Source organism: Candidatus Methanoperedens nitratireducens (genome assembly GCF_900196725.1).
Taxonomy (GTDB): Archaea; Halobacteriota; Methanosarcinia; order Methanosarcinales; family Methanoperedenaceae; genus Methanoperedens; species Methanoperedens nitroreducens_A.
In genome coordinates, this window is record NZ_FZMP01000096.1 from 1 (window position 1) to 23,375 (window position 23,375).

The 23,375-nt window shown below is 43.1% G+C and carries 30 protein-coding genes and 2 tRNA genes; 17 read left to right on the forward strand and 15 right to left on the reverse strand.

Features of this window, described 5'->3' with window-relative positions; translation table 11 throughout:
• A partial coding sequence (locus MNV_RS07345) for a YgiT-type zinc finger protein (protein WP_143311688.1) occupies nt 1-406 on the reverse strand: 406 nt, incomplete at its 3' end.
• A gap of 341 nt (nt 407-747) precedes the next feature.
• Between MNV_RS07345 and MNV_RS07355 the strand changes: the two genes are divergently transcribed.
• Complete coding sequence (locus MNV_RS07355) at nt 748-957, forward strand: dodecin family protein (RefSeq protein WP_096204915.1); 210 nt, start codon at nt 748-750, stop codon at nt 955-957.
• A 13-nt stretch (nt 958-970) separates the two neighbouring features.
• Nucleotides 971-1,279, forward strand: a complete 309-nt coding sequence (locus MNV_RS07360) for a helix-turn-helix domain-containing protein (RefSeq protein WP_096204871.1) — start codon at nt 971-973, stop codon at nt 1,277-1,279.
• Here MNV_RS07360 and cofD read toward each other — a convergent pair.
• The 3 genes from cofD to MNV_RS07375 are packed head-to-tail and all read right to left on the reverse strand — an operon-like array spanning nt 1,259 to nt 3,937.
• Nucleotides 1,259-2,173, reverse strand: coding sequence for a 2-phospho-L-lactate transferase (gene cofD / locus MNV_RS07365; RefSeq protein ID WP_096204873.1), 915 nt, complete (start codon nt 2,171-2,173; stop codon nt 1,259-1,261). The genes MNV_RS07360 and cofD overlap by 21 nt on opposite strands.
• 1 nt (nt 2,174) lies before the next feature.
• On the reverse strand, nt 2,175-2,936 hold the full coding sequence (locus MNV_RS07370) for an ABC transporter permease (protein ID WP_256999989.1): 762 nt from the start codon (nt 2,934-2,936) through the stop codon (nt 2,175-2,177).
• Between the two features lie 2 nt (nt 2,937-2,938).
• Nucleotides 2,939-3,937 carry an ATP-binding cassette domain-containing protein gene (locus MNV_RS07375; protein ID WP_096204875.1) on the reverse strand — a complete coding sequence of 333 codons (999 nt, stop codon included), beginning with the start codon at nt 3,935-3,937 and terminating at the stop codon, nt 2,939-2,941.
• A 130-nt stretch (nt 3,938-4,067) separates the two neighbouring features.
• Here MNV_RS07375 and MNV_RS07380 point away from each other — a divergent pair.
• A tRNA-Met gene (locus MNV_RS07380) sits at nt 4,068-4,142 on the forward strand.
• Between the two features lie 63 nt (nt 4,143-4,205).
• A tRNA-Met gene (locus tag MNV_RS07385) sits at nt 4,206-4,313 on the forward strand.
• 50 nt (nt 4,314-4,363) lie between these two features.
• Here the strand turns inward: MNV_RS07385 and thpR are convergent.
• A complete protein-coding gene (thpR, locus tag MNV_RS07390; protein WP_096204919.1) occupies nt 4,364-4,897 on the reverse strand; it encodes an RNA 2',3'-cyclic phosphodiesterase in 534 nt (177 codons plus the stop codon).
• 210 nt (nt 4,898-5,107) lie between these two features.
• On the opposite strand from thpR, the gene MNV_RS07395 reads away from it, so the two are divergent.
• The 4 genes from MNV_RS07395 to MNV_RS07410 all read left to right on the forward strand — a co-directional run bounded on the left by MNV_RS07395 (nt 5,108) and on the right by MNV_RS07410 (nt 7,623).
• Nucleotides 5,108-5,464: a hypothetical protein gene (locus MNV_RS07395; protein ID WP_096204876.1), complete on the forward strand. Its 357-nt coding sequence runs from the start codon at nt 5,108-5,110 to the stop codon at nt 5,462-5,464.
• A gap of 283 nt (nt 5,465-5,747) precedes the next feature.
• A complete protein-coding gene (locus tag MNV_RS07400; RefSeq protein ID WP_096204878.1) occupies nt 5,748-6,491 on the forward strand; it encodes an AAA family ATPase in 744 nt (247 codons plus the stop codon).
• Complete coding sequence (locus tag MNV_RS07405; RefSeq protein ID WP_179293857.1) at nt 6,413-7,138, forward strand: AAA family ATPase; 726 nt, start codon at nt 6,413-6,415, stop codon at nt 7,136-7,138. The genes MNV_RS07400 and MNV_RS07405 overlap by 79 nt, the downstream gene beginning before the upstream one ends.
• Entirely contained in the window at nt 7,135-7,623 is a 489-nt protein-coding gene (locus MNV_RS07410; protein WP_096204880.1) for a hypothetical protein, read from the forward strand. The genes MNV_RS07405 and MNV_RS07410 overlap by 4 nt, the downstream gene beginning before the upstream one ends.
• A gap of 9 nt (nt 7,624-7,632) precedes the next feature.
• Here the strand turns inward: MNV_RS07410 and MNV_RS07415 are convergent, their stop codons facing one another.
• The 7 genes from MNV_RS07415 to MNV_RS19475 all read right to left on the reverse strand — a co-directional run bounded on the left by MNV_RS07415 (nt 7,633) and on the right by MNV_RS19475 (nt 12,690).
• Complete coding sequence (locus MNV_RS07415) at nt 7,633-8,439, reverse strand: rhomboid family intramembrane serine protease (protein WP_096204882.1); 807 nt, start codon at nt 8,437-8,439, stop codon at nt 7,633-7,635.
• Nucleotides 8,440-8,878: 439 nt separating this feature from the next.
• On the reverse strand, nt 8,879-9,157 hold the full coding sequence (locus tag MNV_RS07420; protein ID WP_218837936.1) for a winged helix-turn-helix domain-containing protein: 279 nt from the start codon (nt 9,155-9,157) through the stop codon (nt 8,879-8,881).
• 76 nt (nt 9,158-9,233) lie between these two features.
• Nucleotides 9,234-9,854, reverse strand: coding sequence for a TatD family nuclease-associated radical SAM protein (locus tag MNV_RS07425; protein ID WP_096204886.1), 621 nt, complete (start codon nt 9,852-9,854; stop codon nt 9,234-9,236).
• A 36-nt stretch (nt 9,855-9,890) separates the two neighbouring features.
• A complete protein-coding gene (gene map, locus MNV_RS07430; RefSeq protein WP_096204888.1) occupies nt 9,891-10,730 on the reverse strand; it encodes a type II methionyl aminopeptidase in 840 nt (279 codons plus the stop codon).
• On the reverse strand, nt 10,727-11,524 hold the full coding sequence (locus MNV_RS07435) for a DMT family transporter (RefSeq protein WP_096204890.1): 798 nt from the start codon (nt 11,522-11,524) through the stop codon (nt 10,727-10,729). The genes map and MNV_RS07435 overlap by 4 nt, the downstream gene beginning before the upstream one ends.
• Before the next feature lie 124 nt (nt 11,525-11,648).
• A complete protein-coding gene (locus MNV_RS07440) occupies nt 11,649-12,395 on the reverse strand; it encodes an anaerobic ribonucleoside-triphosphate reductase activating protein (RefSeq protein WP_096204892.1) in 747 nt (248 codons plus the stop codon).
• A gap of 118 nt (nt 12,396-12,513) precedes the next feature.
• On the reverse strand, nt 12,514-12,690 hold the full coding sequence (locus tag MNV_RS19475; RefSeq protein WP_179293858.1) for a hypothetical protein: 177 nt from the start codon (nt 12,688-12,690) through the stop codon (nt 12,514-12,516).
• 594 nt (nt 12,691-13,284) lie between these two features.
• Here MNV_RS19475 and MNV_RS07445 point away from each other — a divergent pair.
• The gene (locus tag MNV_RS07445) at nt 13,285-13,722 is read left to right on the forward strand and encodes a phasin family protein (protein WP_096204894.1); all 438 of its coding nucleotides are present in this window, start codon (nt 13,285-13,287) and stop codon (nt 13,720-13,722) included.
• Nucleotides 13,723-13,746: 24 nt separating this feature from the next.
• Nucleotides 13,747-15,432, forward strand: a complete 1,686-nt coding sequence (locus MNV_RS07450; protein ID WP_096204896.1) for an ABC1 kinase family protein — start codon at nt 13,747-13,749, stop codon at nt 15,430-15,432.
• A 19-nt stretch (nt 15,433-15,451) separates the two neighbouring features.
• Here MNV_RS07450 and MNV_RS07455 read toward each other — a convergent pair whose 3' ends face one another.
• The gene (locus MNV_RS07455) at nt 15,452-15,697 is read right to left on the reverse strand and encodes a hypothetical protein (protein WP_143311689.1); all 246 of its coding nucleotides are present in this window, start codon (nt 15,695-15,697) and stop codon (nt 15,452-15,454) included.
• 101 nt (nt 15,698-15,798) lie between these two features.
• Between MNV_RS07455 and mqnB the strand changes: the two genes are divergently transcribed.
• From mqnB to MNV_RS20140, 4 genes are read left to right on the forward strand one after another with little or no spacing between them, the layout of a single operon-like run.
• Nucleotides 15,799-16,500: a futalosine hydrolase gene (mqnB, locus tag MNV_RS07460; protein ID WP_096204900.1), complete on the forward strand. Its 702-nt coding sequence runs from the start codon at nt 15,799-15,801 to the stop codon at nt 16,498-16,500.
• Complete coding sequence (locus MNV_RS07465; protein ID WP_096204902.1) at nt 16,497-17,324, forward strand: menaquinone biosynthesis family protein; 828 nt, start codon at nt 16,497-16,499, stop codon at nt 17,322-17,324. Before mqnB ends, MNV_RS07465 begins: the two co-directional genes overlap by 4 nt.
• 40 nt (nt 17,325-17,364) lie before the next feature.
• On the forward strand, nt 17,365-18,783 hold the full coding sequence (locus tag MNV_RS07470) for a DUF3696 domain-containing protein (protein WP_096204903.1): 1,419 nt from the start codon (nt 17,365-17,367) through the stop codon (nt 18,781-18,783).
• Nucleotides 18,780-19,259: a hypothetical protein gene (locus MNV_RS20140; RefSeq protein WP_096204905.1), complete on the forward strand. Its 480-nt coding sequence runs from the start codon at nt 18,780-18,782 to the stop codon at nt 19,257-19,259. Before MNV_RS07470 ends, MNV_RS20140 begins: the two co-directional genes overlap by 4 nt.
• A gap of 49 nt (nt 19,260-19,308) precedes the next feature.
• On the opposite strand, the gene MNV_RS07480 is transcribed toward MNV_RS20140, so the two are convergent.
• Together MNV_RS07480 and MNV_RS07485 are read right to left on the reverse strand one after the other, a co-directional pair.
• Nucleotides 19,309-19,893, reverse strand: coding sequence for a hypothetical protein (locus MNV_RS07480; protein WP_096204906.1), 585 nt, complete (start codon nt 19,891-19,893; stop codon nt 19,309-19,311).
• A gap of 14 nt (nt 19,894-19,907) precedes the next feature.
• Nucleotides 19,908-20,213, reverse strand: coding sequence for a hypothetical protein (locus tag MNV_RS07485; RefSeq protein ID WP_096204908.1), 306 nt, complete (start codon nt 20,211-20,213; stop codon nt 19,908-19,910).
• Nucleotides 20,214-20,546: 333 nt separating this feature from the next.
• Between MNV_RS07485 and purN the strand changes: the two genes are divergently transcribed.
• From purN to MNV_RS07500, 3 genes are read left to right on the forward strand one after another with little or no spacing between them, the layout of a single operon-like run.
• Nucleotides 20,547-21,155: a phosphoribosylglycinamide formyltransferase gene (gene purN, locus MNV_RS07490; protein WP_096204910.1), complete on the forward strand. Its 609-nt coding sequence runs from the start codon at nt 20,547-20,549 to the stop codon at nt 21,153-21,155.
• Between the two features lie 18 nt (nt 21,156-21,173).
• Complete coding sequence (glyA, locus tag MNV_RS07495; RefSeq protein ID WP_096204912.1) at nt 21,174-22,412, forward strand: serine hydroxymethyltransferase; 1,239 nt, start codon at nt 21,174-21,176, stop codon at nt 22,410-22,412.
• 9 nt (nt 22,413-22,421) lie between these two features.
• Nucleotides 22,422-23,297, forward strand: coding sequence for a bifunctional 5,10-methylenetetrahydrofolate dehydrogenase/5,10-methenyltetrahydrofolate cyclohydrolase (locus MNV_RS07500; RefSeq protein ID WP_096204913.1), 876 nt, complete (start codon nt 22,422-22,424; stop codon nt 23,295-23,297).
• Nucleotides 23,298-23,375: the final 78 nt, after the last annotated feature.

Consider the following 23,375-nt stretch of genomic DNA (forward strand, 5'->3'; position numbering starts at 1 on the left):
ACCTGTCCACTTTTTGGGGTGCAGTCCACATTCCAATCTTTCCTCCCCCTACAGTGGAGATTTTTGATTCATATCCTCCAGTAGGTTTATTTGTCGTGTATTTCTCTATAATTTTAGTGGAATTTGCATCAAAGGCTACTTCCCCGCATTTCGAGCATTTCAAACCTGTAAGATTTGGGATTACTATTCTTTCGCCGGCTAAAATAACTTCAAAAGTTAATTCGTCGCTATAGTTCATTGTATTATTTCCACATGAAGGGCATTTAATATCTCTGACGCCTTTCATTTGCGATTCTTTTTTACCAGCGCGCCTTTTAGCTATCTCGATGGCGGTTTTGTCCATCATTTCCTGGCTTATGACGGGTATATTTTCTGGTATTTCTGTTTTTTCTTTCTTGGTTTTCATCTATTTTATTCCCTTAATCCGTACTTTTTGTCTATTCTTCTTCGAAAGCTGTTATCACGAGCACAAATCCATCGTCTGGAGTTCGATGGATTTCGAACACAATGCGTATAAGCCTAACGGGACTTGTAAATTTTGACCACGATACATAGCGCCCCTCAATGCTTTTATCTGGTTTGTATAAACCATATATCAGACCGTTTAAAATTTCTTGCTCCGTGATGTTCGGATGATGCTGTTTTATATGGCCCCATAATATATTGTATTTTTCCTTAAATACCACACAAAATACACCGTAGAGACCTTTATTATCCTCTAACCCCAACATACCCATGGTGACAGAAATGCCATTCGTCAAAATAATCGACACGGTCGGCTCATCCCCTGAGAGCTGGGAACAGGCAGCAAAAAACGCAATAGAGGATGCGTCAAAACTTCCGATATTCAAGCAGAAAGGCAGGATCACAAGGGCTACTATCAAGGATTTTGATGTAAAGATCGAGGATAATAAGATAGCAGCTTACCTCTGCAGGGTAGAGATGTTCCTTGAGTGAGGGAGGATATAATATGCCTGAAATAAGCGATGATGAGCTTGAAGCTATGCTTGAGCGGCGCCCTTCCGTGCGGGAAGCTAAGGTCGCAGACCATGAACTTATGGTCAAGGCACTTGAGCATCCTGTGAGAAGGAAAATGATAAAAGCCATAGGGGTATTCGGAAAAAAAAAGAGCGACCTACAAAAAGAAGTGGCAGTGAATGATGCTGTATTCAATTTCCAGACCGATTTCCTGATGAAAGGGAATTATATCAAAATTGAGGGCGACACATACAGACTTACTGACAGGGGACTTGCGCTACTACCCAATATCCCGAAATAGTCCGAGTATATTTTCTGCAAGTGCCTTGCTTTTCTCAACCGAGGTCATCAGTGTATCGTATCTTACTGTTCTTACCGGAAAGTCGTTCTCATCCGCAGTGTCCTTCCGGTCAATGACCATAATGTCCAGAATTTTCTTATAATATTCAGCCACACCACACGAAGATACCGGAAAACCCTGCGCCGCCATCAATTTCCCTGCCGGGCCGCTGACGGGTGAATCCCCGATGATAGGACTGACCGCGATCACTTTTTTCCGGGATAATTTTTTGCGCATACCTTTTAGTGCAAGTATCGGTCCGATACTTGTTATCGGGTTGCTCGGCCCGATTATCACATTTTCCTCACTATCAAGAGCACCAAGCACTTCATTTGTGGGTTTTGCTCTTCCAATGTTTTTAATGCGAACATCCAGTACATCGGGCTCACCGTGCGCGCCAACCCAGAAATCCTGGAAATGCATAAGCCCCTGCGGCGTATCGATCATTGTATCCACTTTCTCATCGCACATGGGAAGAATCCGGGCTTTTATTCCCAGAGCCGAAGAAAGCTGCTCTGTGGCTTCTGTCAGTAACGCCCCATTTCGCATTAATGCCGTGCGGAATATATGGGCAGCGCGGTCCATGTCGCCTATCATAAGCTTTTCGTCAATTCCCATTTTCTTCAAAGCCTGAAAGGTATGAAAGGTATCGTTCTTAACACCCCACCACTTTGCATCATCCAGCCGTCCGGAAAAAAGGTATAGTACGGTATCCACGTCAGGAGAGACAAGGTTTCCAGATATCATAATGTCTTCAGCGGTGTTCACTATTACCGTGATATCCTCCTCAGGCATCAACGAACGAAGACCCTGGAGCAGTTTCGGTGTGCCGGTCCCGCCTGATATAACTATCATATCAAACACTCGTCTTCTCAAACATTTTCCCGCCCAGCCCTGTCATCGCAAGAGCGAATAGTACAAGCACTACAACTGACAGTTCTATCTGGATAGTAGAGTTGCCAAGCAGATACCAGCGAAGCGCTTCGACGCCGTAGGTAAGAGGATTGGCATATACGAGAACGCTTAACCAGGACGGCAGCTGTGAGATCGGGAAAAACGCCCCGCTCAGAAGGACAAGAGGCATGGTCAGGAAGCTCATGACCATCTGGAATCCTTCATGACTGTCGATCCTGGAAGCAAGCGCAATACCCAGGCCTATGAACCCTATCCCGGAGATGAACATAATAACAATAGCAGCCAGGACACCCCAGAGAGATATGTAATCCACCCCGATTAACCAGGCGATAATCAGGATCAAAATGCCCTGGATCATGGCTGTTGTTACACCACCTACAGCCTTTCCGAGCGCGACGAAGAAGCGGCTGACAGGAGCTATCAGGATTTCCTTCAGAAACCCGAACTCCCTGTCCCACAGTATAGATACACCCCCGAGGAGTGATGAGAAGAGGACAGCCATTCCTATTAAACCCGGAGCTAAAAAGTTTTTATCGAACGGTCGCCCTCCTGGAAGCTGGAAAGATGAGCTGAAACCTGTACCTAAAATGACGAGGAAAAAGAACGGTGTTGCAAGAGATCCCACAACTCGCGATTTTGACCGCCAGAATCTCAGCATCTCCCGAAGCCACATGGTATATATCGTGTTCATCGCTTTTTTCACTATTATTTCCTCCGAGCCTGGATCTTGTACCTGACCTGTTCGACTTCACTTACCTCTTTATCTCTTATAGCCTTGCCTGTGTGATGTAGGAATACGTCATCCAGCGTGGGTTTACGCAGGCTGACCGAGCGGACTGGGATACCTGCATCCGAAGCCAGGGCAAGCACATGCGGTATCTGGCGCTCGCCCTCCCTTACGGTTATAAAAACTTCGTTCCCTTTCAGGGAAACTATACAGGCGCATCCGTTTTGCTTATAGACCTCGCTTAGCCTCGTCGTATCTTCACGTCTTTCCGCCTCCAGGGTTATCACGTCCCCGCCGAGCATTTCTTTCAGGGCTTCAGGCGTATCGAGCGCGACAATCTCGCCGTTATCGATTATAGCAATCCTGCCGCACAGGTGGTCTGCCTCTTCCATATAGTGTGTTGTGAGCACGATGGTCACGCCCTCTTCTTTATTCAGCGTCCTTATGTATTCCCAGATATGGGTTCTCGTCTGCGGGTCAAGACCAAGTGTGGGTTCATCGAGGAACAGGACATGAGGATGGTGCATGAGCCCGCGCGCTATCTCAAGGCGCCTCATCATGCCGCCTGAATAGGTCTTTACTATTGCATCCGCCCTGTCTGCCAGTTCGACAAGAGACAGCACCTCTGCTATCCTTTTTTTCCTGGTTTTGCTGTCCAAGCCGTAAAGCCTTCCGTGCAGGTCGAGGTTTTCCCTGCCCGTGAGGCGGTCATCCAGTGTGGTATCCTGGAATACCATGCCGATATTCTGCCTGACCTGCGAAGATTCCCTCCCGACATCAAAACCCCATACCTTCGCGCTTCCCGTTGTGGGTTCGATCATGGTGGACAGCATGCTTATCAGGGTCGTCTTCCCGGCACCGTTGGGACCGAGAAGCCCGAACAGCTCTCCTGTTTCAACTTTGATGCTGATGTTATTTACAGCAGTAATATCCCCGAATTTCTTGGTTATCCTGTCAGTCTCTATCGCAAAATCCATGTTATTTTTATTTTATATCTAATAAACGTTCAAGGATTATTAAGTTTCTCAATTTAAATCCAAAAATTGCATAACCGAAGTCTTTATCAGTTATCATTAACATTGAAGGGGTACTATTTTTACTCCAAGAAGCGGGGTAGGGTAGTCAGGAAATCCCGACGGGCTCATAACCCGTAGATCCATGGTTCGAATCCATGCCCCGCTATTAGCGAATTTGATTGAAAGGCGATATGTTTTAATACATCTTTGGCATGTAGGGTAGGGTTATGCCCAGGTGGCCTAGCTGGTTAGGGCGCCAGACTCATAGGGTAAATCTGAAGAGGCGCTTGTCTCCTGAGAAATCTGGAGGTCACGGGCTCGAATCCCGTCCTGGGCATGCCTCCACAAAAGTTTAATAAAAGCCGGCGAACGCCATGTGCGAGTAACTCAGAGCTTTATTTCTTTTAATGTCTGATATACCGGGCCATCCGGAGTGAGTGTGCTTTTTTTAAGACTTATAGAACTGACGCTCATACTGCCAAGATCAATATCTGCCAGCTTGTTGATCTTCTCAAGGAGAGCCGCTTTCTCACCCATCAGTTTTACGCGGGCAAGGGTAGCGTGGGGAGTGAACTGGCGGTCTCTTTCAAACCTGAACGGCGCTAGGACACGCTCGATCTCCTTATGCAGGTTATCAAAATCTCCCTCTGCCCCGAGCCAGATGACCTTGATATATGCAGGCTTCGGGAATACGCCTACACCTTTTATTCTTGCCTCAAACGGCTTGCAATTGACCTGCGACAATGCCGAGGCGATGGATTCAACTTTGTCTTCAGGTATGTCCCCCAGAAATTTCATGGTTATATGTACAATTTCTGGCTCTACAAGTTTTATTCCGGGAGACTTCAGTATGGAGCCTATTTTTCCTATCTCCGGTCTGAATTTTTCCGGTAATTCGACTGCGATGAATGTTCGTATCATATTTTCATTATCTAAGCGCTCTGTCTGCTTAAAAATTTGGGGCTCCATTCAGGGTGAATTTTGGTGTAATACTGGAAAAATCATTTAAACCGGAAGATACCAACTTATGATTGAGGGGCCGAGACTGTCTCCTATCCTATCCATAAGTGTTGCTTTTTTTGGCTCCTCTATCCCGTATTCTTTAATACAATCAGGATATAATGTAAGTATATGAGATTAATACTGGTAATGTTACTTTTAATAATTCCTCTTGTTTCCGGCTGTGTGGAGACCAGACCCGGCAATACTACTGCTAGCAGTTCAGTAACACCTGAATATCCACCCGTCGTGGATATGGCTAAATCAGACCTTGCTAAAAGGTTGAACATATCTGAAAATCAGATTCATCTCATCAAACAGGAGAAAAAGGACTGGCAGGATACAAGCCTCGGATTCCCGGAGGAAGGTAAGATGTACGCGCAGGTTATAACCCCCGGTTTTGTAATCATACTGGAAGCGGGCGGCAGGCAGTACGAGTACCACAGCGACTATAAGAGGGTGGCGGGACCGAAAGAGATACCGAAATGACGGTTAAAAGGGTTGGATTTTAGAAACCATCCGCTAATTCGGCATTTAATCTGAAGTAAGAACATCAGATAAATGCAGATGCGGAGCAACAAATCTGCGTTCATCTGCGTTTATCTGCGGTTTGTTAAATATTTACAAAATTGAATAGCAGATTCCTGTTGTAACCCGTTACAACAGTATGCAATAAGTTACCAATGGTTTCATGCATGTGCTGGTAACCATCTGAAGAACGGCTATATCTGTTACAAAAATTTAAATAATATGCTTTTTAAAATAAGCTATGATGGTGAACGCAACTCTTAGAAAGGTCGTTATTAAAAATTTCAAGAGCCTGCATGATTGCGAAATCGATATAGGGAAATTGAACGTGGTGGTGGGGGCGAACGCATCCGGGAAATCAAATTTAATTGAAGCATTCAGGCTTTTGAAAAAGATTTACGCAGGTAAAGATAGTTTCCCGTTTTTGGAATGGTGGGGTTATGACAATGTAGTATGGCAGAGAAAAGAGGAGCTGCCTATAATTATTGGGCTGACTTTTGATATTGAAGGTTATGATGTTTATTTTGAGACAAACTTTACTGGGGTGGGGCAGAAATTTCAGATTTTGCGCGAAATATTAGATGTCAGGGATTATGTAAAAATCTATAAAGAAGGTGAATGGATAACTATTAAACACGACAAAAATTTTATAATTAGCATCATCAAAAATCTTGATGAATACGATACAGATTATGGGAGCAAAGTAAATTTAAGAAAAAATAAGAACAAATTGACACAAGAGAGAAAATTTAGAACAGATTTGGATAAAAGGCTATTGGATGGATATAATACTGGATATATTAATACGGATGTTTTCTCGATATGGGGGGGGTTCAAACTTACGGAAAAAAAACCGCAAAAATATTTGTTTTTTCTGAAATTAGGCAGCCAAGAACAAAAAAAGAAGAAATGTTTGAGGAAATTCACATTTTATGTCCTGCAATCCCCGACCCTGAAAACAAATATTATACTCCCCAAGTTTTTATAATTTCTCTGGATATGATACTTTCAATTTTTAATAAGTTACTGATTTTATATCCTCTCAATATTCGAATGATGAAAACTCCTCAAGTATTCAGAAGAGAAGAAGCCCTGCAAGAAGACGGAACCAATATCGCAAGCGTATATCACACCATTTATCTCAAAGAAGGTAAAATCCCAGAAGAAATTTACAATCCCTTCACAATGGTTTTCCCAAAAATTGACGTACGCCCTCATATTACCGATGATGGCAGAGTTATGATAAAATTCTTTGAGGATGGTCTTGAACTTTTACCACCCAATACCTCAGACGGCTTCTATAAAATTTTAACTATACTCATAGCGATTTATTTAAAGCCGCCCCTGCTCATAATTGATGAAATCGAGAACTCTCTGCATCCATCGACATTGGAGCTTATTTTAGATACAATCAAAATAGGCGATACACAGACAATAATCACAACGCATTCGCCCATTGTAGTTGATATGACCGAACTAAGTAATATTATTCTGGTCGAAAAAGAACAGGGAGAATCTAAATTTAGGCGTATAAAAGACCCCGAAAAAATAAAAGAATTCTTAATAAAAAAGGGCATAACTTTTAGCGAGGGCTGGATTTACGGAGACCTATTTAAAACAGAACAGCAGGCATGAACATTAAAATAATCTCCGAAGACGATTACGGAGGCGAATTTTTAAAAAACGTAATCGTGCAGCTTAACGATAAAAAGCTGGTTAGAAAAACAACCGTCACAGGCTCAAAACCCATGCGTCCTTTATGTAATACAAAGCTCGACAGGATTTTGAAAGTCTTCGATGACACCTGCGATAAGATAATAATTATACTGGACTCTGATGAGCCTCAGAAACGTGAATATCGATATGCAAATATCAAACGTCATGTGCCAAAAGACATGAAAACCCCTGTAGAAATTATCCTGACAGATTACGAAATTGAAGAATGGATATGTATCAGTAAAAATTTAAAATGGCATTCAAAGCCATCCGAAGAACTGAAAACCAATTTCAAATATACAAAGAGCCGCCTTCCAAGATATGCCAGTGAATTGGATTTCGACGTGCTTAAACAAAAGAAGTGCAAATCCTTTATATCCTTTTTAAACGCTTTAAAGTCCTAATAAACAGCCCTAATACCCGGCATACCGCCCGCTTCCCTTTATCTGCCTTCCCATGACCAGACCTGCTACTACCCCGGTCAGATGGGCACTGCGTGCTATCGTGTCTCCTGAGCCTATGAACAGGAGGTCAAGCAGGGCGAAAAATATCAGTGCATAGGTTATTTTCATAGGGATGAAATATATATATACCTGGATATCCGGGGCCAGAATGGCAAGACAGGCAAATATCCCCATTATTGCTCCGCTTGCCCCCACGGCAGGCGCGGGGTACTGGAGGACAAAAACAGACCATAGCGAATAGCCTATCGCTGCGATTATACCTGAAAGGAAAAATACAGTAAGGAATCTCTTTCCACCGATCCTGCGCTCAAGTTCGGGTCCGAAAAAGAACAAGAACATCATATTGAACAGCAGGTGTATCGGACCTGAATGCAGGAATATATGCGTCACAAGGGTCCATGGTCTTGAAGCAATCCCCAGGGGGTCAAGTTCCAGCAAAGAAGAGTACCCGGGGATGATGTATTCCAGAAAGAACGATATGATCGCTATTATAAGAATAGCCAGCGAATAATTGCTTTTTATTACCGAGATGGCGTTGTTCAGCGACCTGAATGCAGGACTCCTGCGCCTGGTCGGTGCTGAATCCGGCGCATAGTAATATTTTCCGCTCTCATGGACCTTCTTTTTGAACAATACAAGCCCAGTGCAATCATGCGATTCGGGCAGGCGGTGGTTATAACAGTATGAATTGCCGCAAAATTTGCATGTGAACGGCATCGGGTCCCTGAAACCACAGTACTCACATTCTTTTGACATGATATCCGGCTCTAATAATGTTCTTCCGGGTTAATAATTTGTTTGGGTATGATATCTTGAACTTATCCGGGAAGAAGTTGCAAAAGATTGGCTGATAAATTTTATTCTCTGGTGAAATATAATAATATACTCAAAGCAATGAACTCAATCGCATCCGGTATCACTACATATATCGGGTTATATCCCAGCAGGTTGACTATTAACGGATAAACAGGAGGTGGAGGTGGGTTTGCAATGATCAAAAGCAGCAGTACAGCCCGGGAAAAGCTCTGGAGCAGGAGTGCAATCGTGAATATGATCAGTCCTAATGTAAAGTTAGATCTGATTTTTCTGTAAATCTCAATATACGAAACTAAAAGTACCAGCAGCAGAACAATGTTTCCTGCTGTAATATAATAAGAAATTTCTGTTATCTGAATAGGATTACCTCCTGCTTATGTTATTTACCCTGTTTATCAATTTTTTCCCAAATCTTGTTAAACTCATCTATATTCGCCTCCATGGTCTTAGAAATGAAATACATTGCGCCGTATTTATCTCCCTCCATTGTTATTACTCCGTTTTTGACAAGGACATCGAGATGATGCCTTATGGTCTTATAATCCATATTCAGCACCTCAGCTAATTGGTTCGCATTATACGGTCTGTCAATAAGGAGCTTCAGGATTAACGCCCGGGTCTGCCCGCCGCGTGTTCCTGCAATCAGATACCACAACAATTTTTTCAGAGATTATCCTCCTTACCCTGCTCAGGGTAAATGGACATTGTAATTATTATAACTTATGGTAAGAATTTTAAACCGGACCGCTATAACCTCTTACCTTAAAGTCTGCACAATATCCTTTAGCAAGCTTCCTGCATTCTTCGATATCCACGACCGGCAGCTCAACCACTGTGAACCGCAGCTCTATCCCGGCTTTTGAGATGTCGCGGGCAAAATCAAGCATTTTTTTGTACGCATCTCTTAATTTCGGTCCGCATAGATTATTATACGTATTCTCATCCTGTGCGTTCAGGCTGACAGAAACAACTTTCATACCTGCTTCTGCCAGTTCTTTTGCCACGTTCCTGCCGGGATACAGGATCCTGGCATGACCGATGGTATCAAGCCGGGTCGGAACACCTCGGTCGGTAAGCCATCTTGTTATCTTGAGCACATCATCCAGGCGCAGCAGCGGTTCACCCATACCTGTGAAGACCGCTTCTTTATATTTTGAAAGGTCGGCTTGCGATAGTTCATTAATAATTACAGAAAGCGACGGTTCCTTTGAGAGCCTGAGGTTATAGCCGTACACACCGTCCGAATAACGCTTGATGCAAAAAACACATTCGGCAGTGCATCTGTTCGTGATGTTAAGATAAATGTTCCCATGGGCTTCGTAGATGATCGTATCTTTTTTGTCCATTTTCTTCATTATTATAATCTATTTAATACTTATTATTACTTGTCATTATCTTGTTGTTACTTCACATCCGTTCTCATTGATAATCACGGTATGCTCTGCCTGTGCAACGATCTCTCCATCGGCTTCGCTCAACTCGAAGTATTTCCTTAATCCTTTAATATCTCCAACCTTTATTTGCGGAACCCATCTTTTCGCAAAAGGCAGGGTACCGAACCTGTCCTTTATCTGCCGGCCTTCCTTTGTCCTGGTCATGCCGTTCACTGCAAAGATATGCGGCTTCCCGTATTTTATGTTACCCTTCCCGTATGTGGCAAAAGGTTCGATTGCAAATACCATATCTTTTTTTATCTTCTGACTGAGAAAGCTCCCGTAGTTCGGGATAGTAACACCTGCATGGAGCCTGTACTGCTCAAGGCTATGCCCGGTCAGGTCCTTGACAGGGTTGAAGCCGTGTTTTTTAATTGTATTTCCGATTATTTTTCCGATCGCTTTTGTTTCGGTATTATCTTTGATGGCAGCGATGGCTTTCTCAAGCGCCTCTTCGCAGGCGTTTATCAATTTCCTGTGATTTCCTGTCCCTACCTCTACCGTACTTGCAGTATCCGCAATATAACCTTCAATGTGCACCCCTGTATCTATTTTTACGACATCTCCTTTACAGAAGCACCGCAGATTATCTTCAGGCGTGTAATGTGAAGCGATCTCATTGATGGAAATATTGCAGGGAAAGGCAATATTCCCTCCCAATTCCTTTATCCTGTTCTCAGCGTATTCCGCGACCTCAAGCAGAGCGACATCCTCTTTTATTCTGCATACGGCCTCATTTCTGACCCTGGCTGCTATCTTTCCCGCTTCTATATAGTAACTGTGGATCTCTTCATTCATCTTTCTCGCATAACTATTGCTGCTCCTGCCAATATAAGGGCACCGCCGAGCAGTATGGGTATTGTGACTCTCTCACCAAGGATGAGGACGGCTAAAATAACCGCGCTCACAGGTTCTATCAGACCCAGGATGCTGGCATTTGATGCTTTTACCTTCTTCAGCCCGTTAAAATACAGTGATACAGCAAGAATGGTCGGGAATATCGCTAAAAGTATAAGATAAACAATATTTCCTGAGACTATCTCGATAGGAACGATACCGACCGGAAGCAGAATAAGTACGGCAATTGCGAAACTCCAGAAAGCCTGGGTATAGCCCGTGTAACTCTGGCCGATATATTTTGAGGTCAGTATCTCAAGCGCATACGAGATGCCAGATAGTATGCCTGCCGCAATTCCAACCGAATAGGAAAAATCAAGCTTTTCAGGGTCTACGATAATTACTATGCCGACGATTGATAAAATAAGGGCCATGATCTCTTTTCTGGTAGGATTTTCTTTCAAAAGGAGAGGCGAGAGCACAGTTACATACACAGGCGCCGTGTACAGCAACAGCACCGCGACCGAAACGGACGCATTTAAAACTGAGACGAAGTATGTCAGCATCGTCGCCACCTGAAGTATGCTGAATAACACCAGGTAAATTTTTTTATCTTTTAGCTTTATTTTATCCACGTTCCCTGAAATCAACAAAATAATTAAAATAATCAGGAAAGCCAATGCGACCCTGTAAAAAATAATATTCTGGACAGACATCCCGATAATCTTTTTGCAAAAATCCCTGCAAGTCCCCATAATATCGCGGCTGTAATAATCTCGCCATAGCCTTCAGAAAAATCGCTCGCATGGATTTGTTTCATCTGCATCTGAACGGTCTGTAACACAAAATAATTTATGCTGGTGTGGAAATTAAAAACTTTTAAATGATCCTCTCTTCCCCTTTTTCCCGTGTCCTTATCCTGACATCCTTCAAAAACGATACGCTTTGAGCAAGAGCCTCCAGCTCATCCCTGGTAAAAGGTTTCTCCTTTTTTATCTTCCCATCAGGTGCATATTCAGGGATACCCTGCTGGATTACATAGGTGCAGTCACGGCCTTTCAGTGACCTGGCGATACCGGTAACGTCTGCAAAAGACCTGAATACTGTAGTCCTGACCTCAATAGCGACATCCTGGAGAGCCAGAGACTGGAGGGCATGTTCAGCCGCATCCCTGACCCCTCCTGTTATGATAGTGTATCTTTTTGCGTCATCAGGCGGAACCTTGATATCAATGAAGAGCTTATCCACCAGTTTCTTCTCGATAAGAGCCCGGAGGCGATCGGGATAGTATCCATTGGTCTCAATGCCCACAAGCAGCCCATGCCCTTTTGCGAACCTTGCAAGGTGTTCAAGCTCCCGTGGATGCGCGGTTGGCTCCCCGCCTGAGAAAACCACGGCGCTTATGAAGCTTTTTGCGTCAAGGACCTGTTTCTCTATCTCCTCGATATCTACGGCAGTGCCTTTCTTGAAGAGGGGTTCAAGACGGTTTGCCACCTCGATGAACTTGTTGTTAGAGCAGTAAAGGCAGTCAAAATTGCAGCCATTGAAGAAAATAACAGACGCAGACCTGCCGTACCAGTCTATTGTCGATACCGGGATCATTATACCGCTAAAGATCAATTTCATTTTTCTCCTTCATCAAAAAGATTATCAGTTAATATCCTGTGGTGCTTATTAGCTTATCTTTGTGAAAATGATCTTAATAACTGCGATAAGATTTTCCTGTGAAGTATTTTATGGTTTACTAAAAATCCTTTACGGCTTCAAACTTGTTGCATCCATTAGGGCATGCCCATGAATCCAATCCATCCGGACTCCAGGTCTCACCGCATTTCTCACACATCAGGATTACACAATTCTCCAGTTCCAGTACCCGAATATTCGACATGCCATGCTCTGCTGATCGTTGTTCAGAAGTCATCCTCTAAGTCTCCGCCTTCTTATAGGCTCTTTGTGGATTTATATTTTCCGCACATGTTTTGAGCATCTTATCCAGTAAGGGTAAACCTTTATATTTTTTCATATACTTTGATAGGTATGGGGAGAAACGTGAGTTCCTCCCCGATAAGGTCCACTCCCTTTAAGCCCGCCTGTTTAAAATTAGTAAAACCGGGCTATTTTTAGACATGTACTTATTAATATTTAAACTTTTCGACACATGCTTTTAACATATGTTTGACAAACATAGGATTTTAAATGCAACAAAATTGTTTAGGTATGTTTGTGGGCAGGTCTCAATTTTAATAAATCAACCCCACTCCCCAGCCTGCCCTTCTTGCTATTTGCTTAATGATACTTGAATAATCGAACTTCATAACGAGTTTTGCGAATAAAGCAATAGATTTTTATACCTATGGGAGATATTAAATTAGAAGAGTGTGACGAAGTTTCATAATGTAATATGCACTTTGCATTAACAGTTAATAAGTTAATCCAATACCGGCTGTTATAAGCCTTACTCCGACCAATTGCATTATCAATTAAACAGACGTAGTTAATTAATGGAGGAACACAAATGTCAGAAATGTCAGAGATGTTGAGAAAAATGGGATTGTTCGGCATAGGGGTAATATCCCTGACTCAGGAAAAGGCTGAAGAATTTACCCAGGAAATGATAAAAAAAGGGGAAATGAGCAGAGAGGAAGGTAAAAAATTCGTCAGGGATGTGTTATCCGAGCAAGATAAGCAGCTCAAAGATATCGAAAATAAAATAAACCAGACGATCAGAGAATCTCTTGAAAAAAGCGGGGTTGCGATGAGAGAGGACCTTGAGGCTTTCGAGAAAAAGAGGGTTGAGGTACTTGAAAAAAATGCTGAAATGAGAACAAACCTTGATCGTCTTGAGAAAAGGCTCGAAATACTTGAAAAAAATACCGTGATGAGAGTTGATGTCGATGTTCTTGAGAAAAGAATTAAAGAACTTGAACAAATAAAACAACCCATGACCGAGTAATAGGTATATTCTGGAAGTAATGCCTTGGATCTGCTGGATAGAGAAAATGCATATGTTAAGCGATACCGGAAGATAGTCAATGTACTGGTACGGTATGGTTTCGGATACCTTGTTGACAGGTTCAGGCTTCGCCCGCTCAGGTCACTTCGTGAGAGAATTACCGGACAAGAACCCCTCCGGGAACAGTTGCTCGCACTATCCGAAGCAGAAAGGCTGCGCCTTGCATTAGAAGAGCTTGGGACCACATTTATAAAATTCGGGCAGATCTTAAGCACACGCTACGATATCGTCCCGGAAGAATTCATAAATGAGATGGTAAAACTTCAGGACCGGGTCCCGCCTTTTGATTACTCTGAGGTGAAAAGAGTAATCGAAAACGAATTTCGAAGAAGCATTGAAGAGATTTTTTTATCATTTGATCCTGAACCGATTGCTGCAGCTTCAATAGGGCAGGTACACCGCGCCAGACTCCCCGGGGGAGAGGAAGCAGCGGTTAAAGTGATGAGACCTGGTATTGAGAGAATGATCGAGATTGATCTGTCGATCTTAATGAGCCTGGCAAAATTCGCCGAAAAGCATGTAAAAGAGAGCAGGTCTTACAACGTCGTCGGTTTTGTAGAAGAGTTTTCCCGTATTATCCGGCTGGAGATTGATTACATCCACGAAGCCCGGAATGCAGACAACTTTTATCTGAATTTTGAAGGCAGCACGACTGTCAGGATACCCAGGATATACTGGAAATATATCACAAAGCATGCTTTAACAATGGAATATCTGGAGGGTATTAAAGTATCAGACCTGGAGCAACTTGAAGGCGCAGGGCACGATAAGAAAAGAATTTCCAGAATCCTTACAAATGCTTACCTGAAAATGATATTTGAGGATGGTTTTTATCATGCAGATCCGCACCCGGGAAATATTCTGGTCTCCAGGGATGAGACTATTGTCTTTCTTGATTTCGGGATGGCGGGTTATGTTGATCCCGTACTTCGTGAAAACCTTGCAGATATAATGATAGCCATAAGGAAAAACGACATTGATTTACTCATAGAGAGCATCATAGAGCTGGGATTAATCAGCCATATCGGAGCTGAGAGTCCAATGCTCAGAATCCAGCTTGAGGAGCTTGTGAACAGGTACTATGGTCTCAGTATTAAATTTACTGATCCCATAGAATTTTTACAGGAACTTATAAGAATAATATCAAAGAGCGGGGGCATCATCCCTACAAACGTCATGCTGCTGTCGAAAACTCTCAGCATTGTCAATGAGATCAACCGCAAACTTGACCCTGATTACAATTTTGCAGAACTTGCCGAACCTTACTTTAATAAAATCATCCAGGAGCGTACAGGAATTTCTTATCTGACCGGGGAGACCACAAAGATAGCATGGGATTTTATCCGCCTGGTAAAGGCCTTTCCAAAGAGGATCAATCATATTCTTGCACAGGCAGAAAAAGGGACACTTAAGATTGAACTGGAGCACCGGGGACTTGAGACTGTTACCGAGAAACTGGATGTAGTAAGTAACCGTTTGTCTTTTAGCCTGATAATAGCCGCGCTGATAGTGGGCTCCTCGCTTATTATCCAGACAAGGATGTCGCCCAGCCTCTGGGGTGTGCCTTTGCTCGGTGTCTTCGGATATTTGCTTGCAGGTATTTTCGGGATGGGGCTAATTATTTCTATCCTGCGCTCAGGAAAATGGTAAAAAACCAGGCGGTTATTTTTTAGCGGTTATATTTTGCCGGGCTTGTCAGTTTGAACCATTTATATTGCGATAATACGCTGCATGTCAGTACCCCAAGGATGGTTATTTCCTGCAGGAACTCTGAACTGTTCTCCTCTAACAATATACCGAACATCTCGTTTAACTTTATTGAGGCATAGACAAGGAAAAAGAAACATGCCAGGAGAAGCAGAATCCAGTTATCCTTCATGAAAGAAGTATTAAGGAACGCTTTTGCTCTTAACATGTTGATATCTATTAATGTGTTGTATATAAACAACTTTGTGAAAATTATGTGAACCAGCATATTATAAAGCTTTAAGGATTAAAGCATATTAAATAGGAGCTATGAATTTTGCATTAATTGCCCCTACGCCTGCTGAGTCAGAAGGATTAAGAGGCAGGCTGAGTCCGCAACCGAAGCAGGAAATGAAAGTCATATCCGAGGGCGAGCTATATGGAAAGCCTGTTCTCTTTACCCATTGCGGCGTGGGTAAGGTCAACGCTGCCCACTCTGCAACGTTGATGCTGGAGAATTACAATGTAGATATTCTCATACTTTTCGGTATCGGAGGCGGATATTCAGGAGAGGTCGGCGATATTGTCGTTGCGGAGAGCGAGAGCTACGGCGATGAAGGGGTGTTAACAAAAGATGGCTGGAAATCCATGAAATTCATGGGCTTCCCTTTATTAAAAGACGAAAGAGAATATTACAATACCTTCCCGATGGATACGGAACTGGTACAGCGCGCAATAAAAGCTTTAAAGGATGCAGGACTCAACGTTAGTTCCGGTAATTTCGTAACAGTATCGCAGTGTTCCGGAACCCGCGAATCCGGGGAAATAATGAAGAAGCGCTTCAATGGCATATGCGAGAACATGGAGGGCGCTGCGGTAGCGCACATATGCACGATGTACAGGGTACCGATGATAGAGGTCCGCGGTATAAGTAATATTATCAAGGACAGGGATATGAAAAAATGGGACATAAAGAAAGCAGCTTCAAACTGCAATGAGGCGGTAATAGAATTAATAAAAAGGTTGAAATGAAAACACTCTCCTTAGGTTATTCCCCATGCCCGAATGATACGTTCATTTTCTACGCTTTAGCGCATAAAAAGATCCGCGGGGATGTTGAGTTCTCTGAGATGTTGAGGGATGTGGAGACGCTGAACAGAATGGCGCTCCATGCAGAGATGGATGTGACCAAGACCTCTTTCTATGCCTTTGGATATCTTCAGGATAATTATTGTCTTCTTCACTCAGGCAGCGCACTTGGAAGAGGATGCGGACCCCTGATTGTCTCCAAAAATCCGTTACGGGTGTCAGAGCTTTACGGAAGGAAGATAGCCATTCCCGGAAAAATGACGACTGCTTACCTACTTTTGCAATTATTTGCCCCTGAGATAAAAAACGTGGTCGAGATGCCTTTTGACCGAATCATGAACGCTGTAAGCCTTGGCACGGTGGATGCGGGATTGATAATTCACGAAGGACGGTTTACTTACCCAAAATACAATCTTATAAAGCTCATCGACCTTGGGGAATGGTGGGAGAAAGAAACTGGCTTGCCCATACCTCTTGGCGGGATTCTTGCAAAGAGGGAGTTAGGTGCAAATGTGATAAGGGAAATAGACCGCATGATAAGGGAAAGCATCGAATATGCGTTCCGAAACCGTGCCTCTACACGTGAGTATATCAAAAATAATGCGCAGGAGATGGATGATACTGTGATCGACCAGCATATCGGGCTTTATGTAAATGATTATACGCTGGATATTGGTGATGGTGTTCTTGCGATTAGGGAGATGTTAAAAAGGGCGGGGGAGTTAAATTTGATTCCTTACTCAGATGAGCCTTTGTTTATTGATTGACACAAGTTTATAAATATAAAAGAAAATAATAATAGCATTTATGTTACAAAAAATCAAAATACAAAATTTCAAGCTGCACAAAGATACATCACTTGAAATTAAACCAATTACGTTATTTATCGGGCAAAATAATAGCGGGAAATCCAGCATCTTCCAGGCGCTGCAACTTATAAAGCAAAATTTAAAAGTACGTGCTTATCCAGATAATTACTGGAATGATTATGGGGAGAGATCTTTCGACCAACTAATTCCGCCTAAACCAATAACAAGAAAGTTGGGGCCTAAAGATATCGATATAGAAGCTGATGATCGAATCATTCCACCAAAACGTCCTAAATCCACTCAAAATTATTACCTCAATCCATACTTATTGATAGATGTTGGTACTTTTGAAGATATTCTTAGAAAAGACGAAAGATTTATTGGCATCTCAATGGAAGGAAATATATCTGTAAAAAATCGTGCACTGAAGGAGGAAGGGGTAGAAAATATACAAATTCGTTATGAAATGAAATTCCGTAATAACATTCTTAATTACCATTGCGGTGAGATCAAGGGAGGGCAGTATAATTTGGGGTGGAATTGGAATGAGGGGAGAGAAAAGAATAAAACCCCTATCTCTTTAAAAATTGATGGAATAGACTTCAGTATAGATACGCACAACGAGATAAGTGAACCAATCAGATCCAGCGGGGCTTCATATGGAACAAATATTTCATATGAAATAGAGGCAAACGCTCAAGAGTTAAAAGAAGGCTTGGTGAATTCCATAAAAGATTTTATCGGTTCAATTCATGCAATCTATGGACTCAGGGGTTTTGAAGAGATATCATATCCGCTATCAGATACGCCTCCGCCTGATACGGATTTCATGCTACTATACGATAGGTCGCTGGCTATCAACAGCCTGCTTCCCTATAACAGGGATTTAGAGAGCCAGCTTTCATTATGGTTTAAGAATCTATTAGGCGTAGAAATCAGCTTTGAGCTTCTTCCCGGCAAGACTGTAAAGATAAAAGCAAAAAATACGTATGGTGAGACCTCTTTTATCAATGAGGGTTTAGGAATACACCAGCTTCTTTTTATTTTCTTACCCATTGCGTTGGCACAGTCTTCACATACATTTCTCATAGAAGAACCTGAAGTGCATCTCCATCCTAAAGCTCAATCAGATATCACCGCAACATTTATAAAAATTTATAAAAATGAAGCTAAACAATTTTTAATTGCTACTCACAGCGAACATATATTGTTTGGATTTCTTAATGCACTGGCAAGAAAGGAGATTTCACTCGATGATATCGCAATTTATTACTTTAAGAACGAAAAGGGAGTTGCTGAGATAACAAAATTAGATATTGATGAATATGGAAGAGTCTCAGGCGGATTACCAGGCTTTTTTGAGCAAAATATCAGAAATGTCATTGAATATCTTGATGCATTAGATTCAAATAAATGAAATATAAGTTCATTGTTGATGAAAATATTTTTTATTGTGCAATACGAGGCGTGGACGAGTATGATAGCATTGATACCAGCTCCGCACGGTTTCTTGCCTATTTGTTAAAAAATTGTCATAAAATATACGTTGATAGCGAATGTAATCGGTGTTACGAGAAAACAATCAAAAATAAACTGAAATATATGTCGAAAAATGAGCCCGTTTTACCACAGGTCGATTTGCTGATCCAAAATATATTCCATACTTCAGAAAAAATAATACGGGAGTTCTCGGATTCATTGCAGTTTCCCGATGAAGCGGCGATTCCTCGTAAAGATGTTTATATTGCCAGATGCGCTAATCATTTCTCGGCAAAAATTATAACGCTTGATAAGGATTTTAGAGATGCTGTAAATAATCATGCTTTTTTAAAACAAAACGGAGTAAAAGCGCTTCACCCAAAGGACGCTATTAAACTTGTATCTGAAGCTTAAATAAAAACGACAAGTAGCATAACACTTTCTTCATGGTAAACCTTTACCATCACGGATTTTTGTCTTTTAACATTCGCTCAATCAATGATAATGTGATGTTCCTCTGCCTGACCACATCCCGGGATTTTTCAATATCACGGTATGCTGTTATGTCTCTTTCTTTAGGTACGTCCCGGTATTTTGTTACTTCTCTGGTCGTTTGATATACTTTATATGAGGTATATGAAAAACTGCCGGCAAATGTCTGTATGAACTGGTAATTTTCATTAGGCATCAAAACCACCCTGTCTGTCGTAACATCATACGACCTGTTAGTGCTTATTACGTGAAAAGCTATCCAGAATTCCCCGCTGCTGTTACCTGTGTTTTTTATTGATATCTTTAAATCAAACTTATCGTTTATGCGGTCATCGGTTAAATACCAGCCCGATGTCGTATAATTATTCAACGGGACGTTCTCTATATATGAATCTTTCTCAAAGTATTTCTGTGTTGTTGTATATGGTTCCTGTTCTGTGTAAAATTCCTTATCCGTGTAATTCTCTGCTGTTGTATAAGGGATATTTATTGCGATAAGAATAACTATAATAGAAATACTCAGAATAACCCATATGTCAATAATCTTTTTTTTCATCACTTATGCCCGGTTTAAAGAAAGTTCTTTATCAAGTCATCCCGTTTATTATCGCTTCCGCCGCCATCATTTATCTTGATTATCTTCTGCGCTTTCCTTTTGCCGGGCGGACAGCCCGCGCATTCATAAATGAAATGGATAAAACCGGTCTCCGGGTTCTCAACGGTCTTTGTGTGCATATATTCTGTGTTACAGTCCGGACATGTCCCGACTTTAGGTACGTTCTCATTGCAGTGCTGGCACTTGCAGACCACAACATCTATTACCTCGTTCTTTGTGTTTATAGCAGATATTTTATATTCGTCGCTTTCGGTAGCCATATTTCCAATCAACTCTATAATCAGTGGATATATTAAATCTTATGGATTTGTTGCGGTAATGCCAAAATCTTGCATAACAAAAGCTTTATTCATCTCCATGCTGTAAGATAAAAAGAGGTGAATTACGTGACAGAACAAATTCCACCATACAGAATCGATTTTCTCCGTGCTCTTAATATGGCATGTTTAAAATGCGGCGATAAACACCAGGCGAATTGCCCTGTGGGGTTGGCAAAAGCGCAGATTAACAGCACAGATGACTTATTAACCGAATTTTACAAAAACAATAAATAACCAAAACATATTATATTCCTGACGGCATAAGAGCCTCTCGTGTCGAACATAGCAGTGCTCGTTTCAGGAAGGGGCTCAAACCTCCAGGCAATCATAGATAGTATTGAAAATGGCTATCTGAAGTCAAGGATTACTGTAGTTATCAGCGACGTCGGGAACGCATACGCCCTGGAACGTGCAAAAAAGCACGGGATAGATGCTGTTTTTATTAATCCCGGGAATTTTGCATCTAAGGAATTATACGAGAAAGAGGTTCTGAAAGTCCTGAAAAAGCACGGTTCTGAACTTGTGCTGCTTGCCGGGTACATGAGGATCCTGGGGAAAACGCTGCTTGAGGCGTTCAGGGACCGCATGCTCAACATCCACCCTGCGCTGCTTCCTGCTTTTCCAGGTCTTCATGCTCAGAAGCAGGCGTTTGATCACGGCGTGAAAGTTGCGGGATGCACAGTCCATTTCGTGGATGAGACGCTTGATTGCGGTCCCATAATCCTGCAAAGGTGCGTGGAAGTGAAAGAGGACGACACGTCCGAGACTCTTGCAGACAGGATACTTGAACAGGAACACAAGATTTATCCCGAAGCTGTGAAATTGTTTGTCGAAAACCGATTGCGTATAGAAGGACGGAAGGTCAGAATCATAGAATCATAAACACTGAAAAAAGGAATCATTATGCCATTAAAAACAATTGATCCTGAAATTTACGAAATAATGAAACATGAAGTGGAGAGACAGAGGAACAAGCTGAACCTTATTGCTTCAGAGAACTACGCAAGCCGCGCGGTACTCCAGGCTATGGGCTCGGTAATGACGAATAAATATGCCGAGGGCTATCCCGGAAAGAGGTACTACGGCGGGTGCGAATACGTGGACATGGCAGAGAATCTCGCTATTGAGAGAGCAAAGAAACTTTTCAAAGCCGAGCATGTGAACGTCCAGCCCCATTCAGGCTCACAGGCGAACATGGCAGTGTATCTGGCTATGCTCAAGTGCGGGGATACTATCATGAGTATGGATTTGTCGCACGGGGGTCATCTTTCACACGGGAGCCCTGTTAATTTCTCAGGGAAGCTATTCAATATCGTGCCCTACGGCGTCTCAAAGGAGACTAAAACCATAGACTATGATACCCTAGCAGAGCTTGCTAAAAAGCACAGGCCGAAGATGATCGTCTGCGGAGCAAGCGCATACCCGCGCGAGATAGATTTTAAGAGGTTCAGGGAAATAGCGGATGGGGCGGGAGCGCTTTTACTGGCCGATATCGCGCATATCGCGGGGCTGGTCGTTGCCGGCATACATATGGACCCGGTGCCTTACGCTGATTTTGTTACCACGACTACGCATAAGACGCTGCGGGGCCCGCGCGGCGGCATGATAATGTGCAGGTCGGAGTATGCGAAGGATATTGATAAGGCGGTATTCCCGGGTGTACAGGGCGGTCCCCTGATGCATATCATTGCTGCAAAGGCAGTTGCATTCAAAGAAGCGATGAACAGGGATTTTAATGAATATCAGAAGCAGATAGTGAAAAATGCGAAGACCGTCGCCTCGGAGCTTGTATCAAGGGGCAATGAACTTGTCTCCGGCGGCACGGATAACCACCTGATGCTTGTTGACATGACGCCGCTTGATATAACCGGGAAGGATGCCGAGGCAAAGCTCAGCGAGGCTGGCATCATTCTGAACAAAAATACCATACCTTTTGAGACAAGAAGCCCGTTCATCACAAGCGGCATCCGCATCGGGACTCCCGCAGCAACCACGCGGGGGATGAAGGAAAAAGAAATGATAACTGTCGCCTGGGCTATCAACGAGATCCTTCATAACATGAACGATGCGGAGAAATTAAAAGAAGTTAAGAGAACCATTCTTGAACTTTGCGGGCATTTCCCGATCCCGTACGAGTGAGGTCCCTGGATGGAGCCGCTTCCCGAGGTCACAGACCCCCGCGTTATAGACGGGAGGAAAATAGCGCAGGCCATTGAGGCGAACGTCAAGAACGAGGTCGGGAGATTCATAAAAGAGCACGGCATCAAACCCGCCCTTGCTACCATACTCGTGGGAGAGCATCCTCCCTCGAAATTGTATGTCAAGCTCAAGCACTGGGCATGCAAGCGCGTGGACATCATATCCGAAGACCACAAGTTCCCGCAGGAGGCTAAGCAGGAAGAGATAATCGAGCTTATCGAGACGCTGAACAGGCGCCCTGAGATACACGGGATACTTGTGCAGTTGCCCCTGCCAAAACATATCGACGAGCGCGAGGTTATGATGCGGATTGCACCTCAGAAAGACGTGGACGGCTTTAACCCCCTGAATATGGGCAAGATGCTCATCGGGCGCGAGGGATTCGTGCCATGTACGCCCAAGGGTATTGTCCGTGCCCTTGAGGAGTTCAATATTGACCCGCAGGGCATGGAAGTAGTTGTCGTGGGGCACAGCAATGTGGTGGGGAAACCCGCCGCGATCATGCTCCTTAACCGCAATGCGACTGTTAAAGTATGCCATGTATTCACTAAAGATCTAAAGAGCCACACGAAAGAAGCGGATATACTCATCGTGGCGACTGGCGTGCGCGGGCTTATCAAGGGAGATATGGTGAAAGAGGGTGTGATCGTGTTCGATGTGGGAATAACATGGTTCGATGAAAAGGTATACGGGGATGTAGACTTTGATGATGTCCTGCCGAAGGTGAAGTTAATATCACCTGTACCGGGGGGCGTGGGTCCGATGACGATAGCGATACTGATGGAGCATACGCTCATGGCGGCGAGGTTACAGGTAGGAGATTAACTCACCGCAAAGAGATGCAGGAATTCACCGCAAAGGACAGCAATAGGAACTCTTTGCGTCCTGGTATGAAAAATGGTA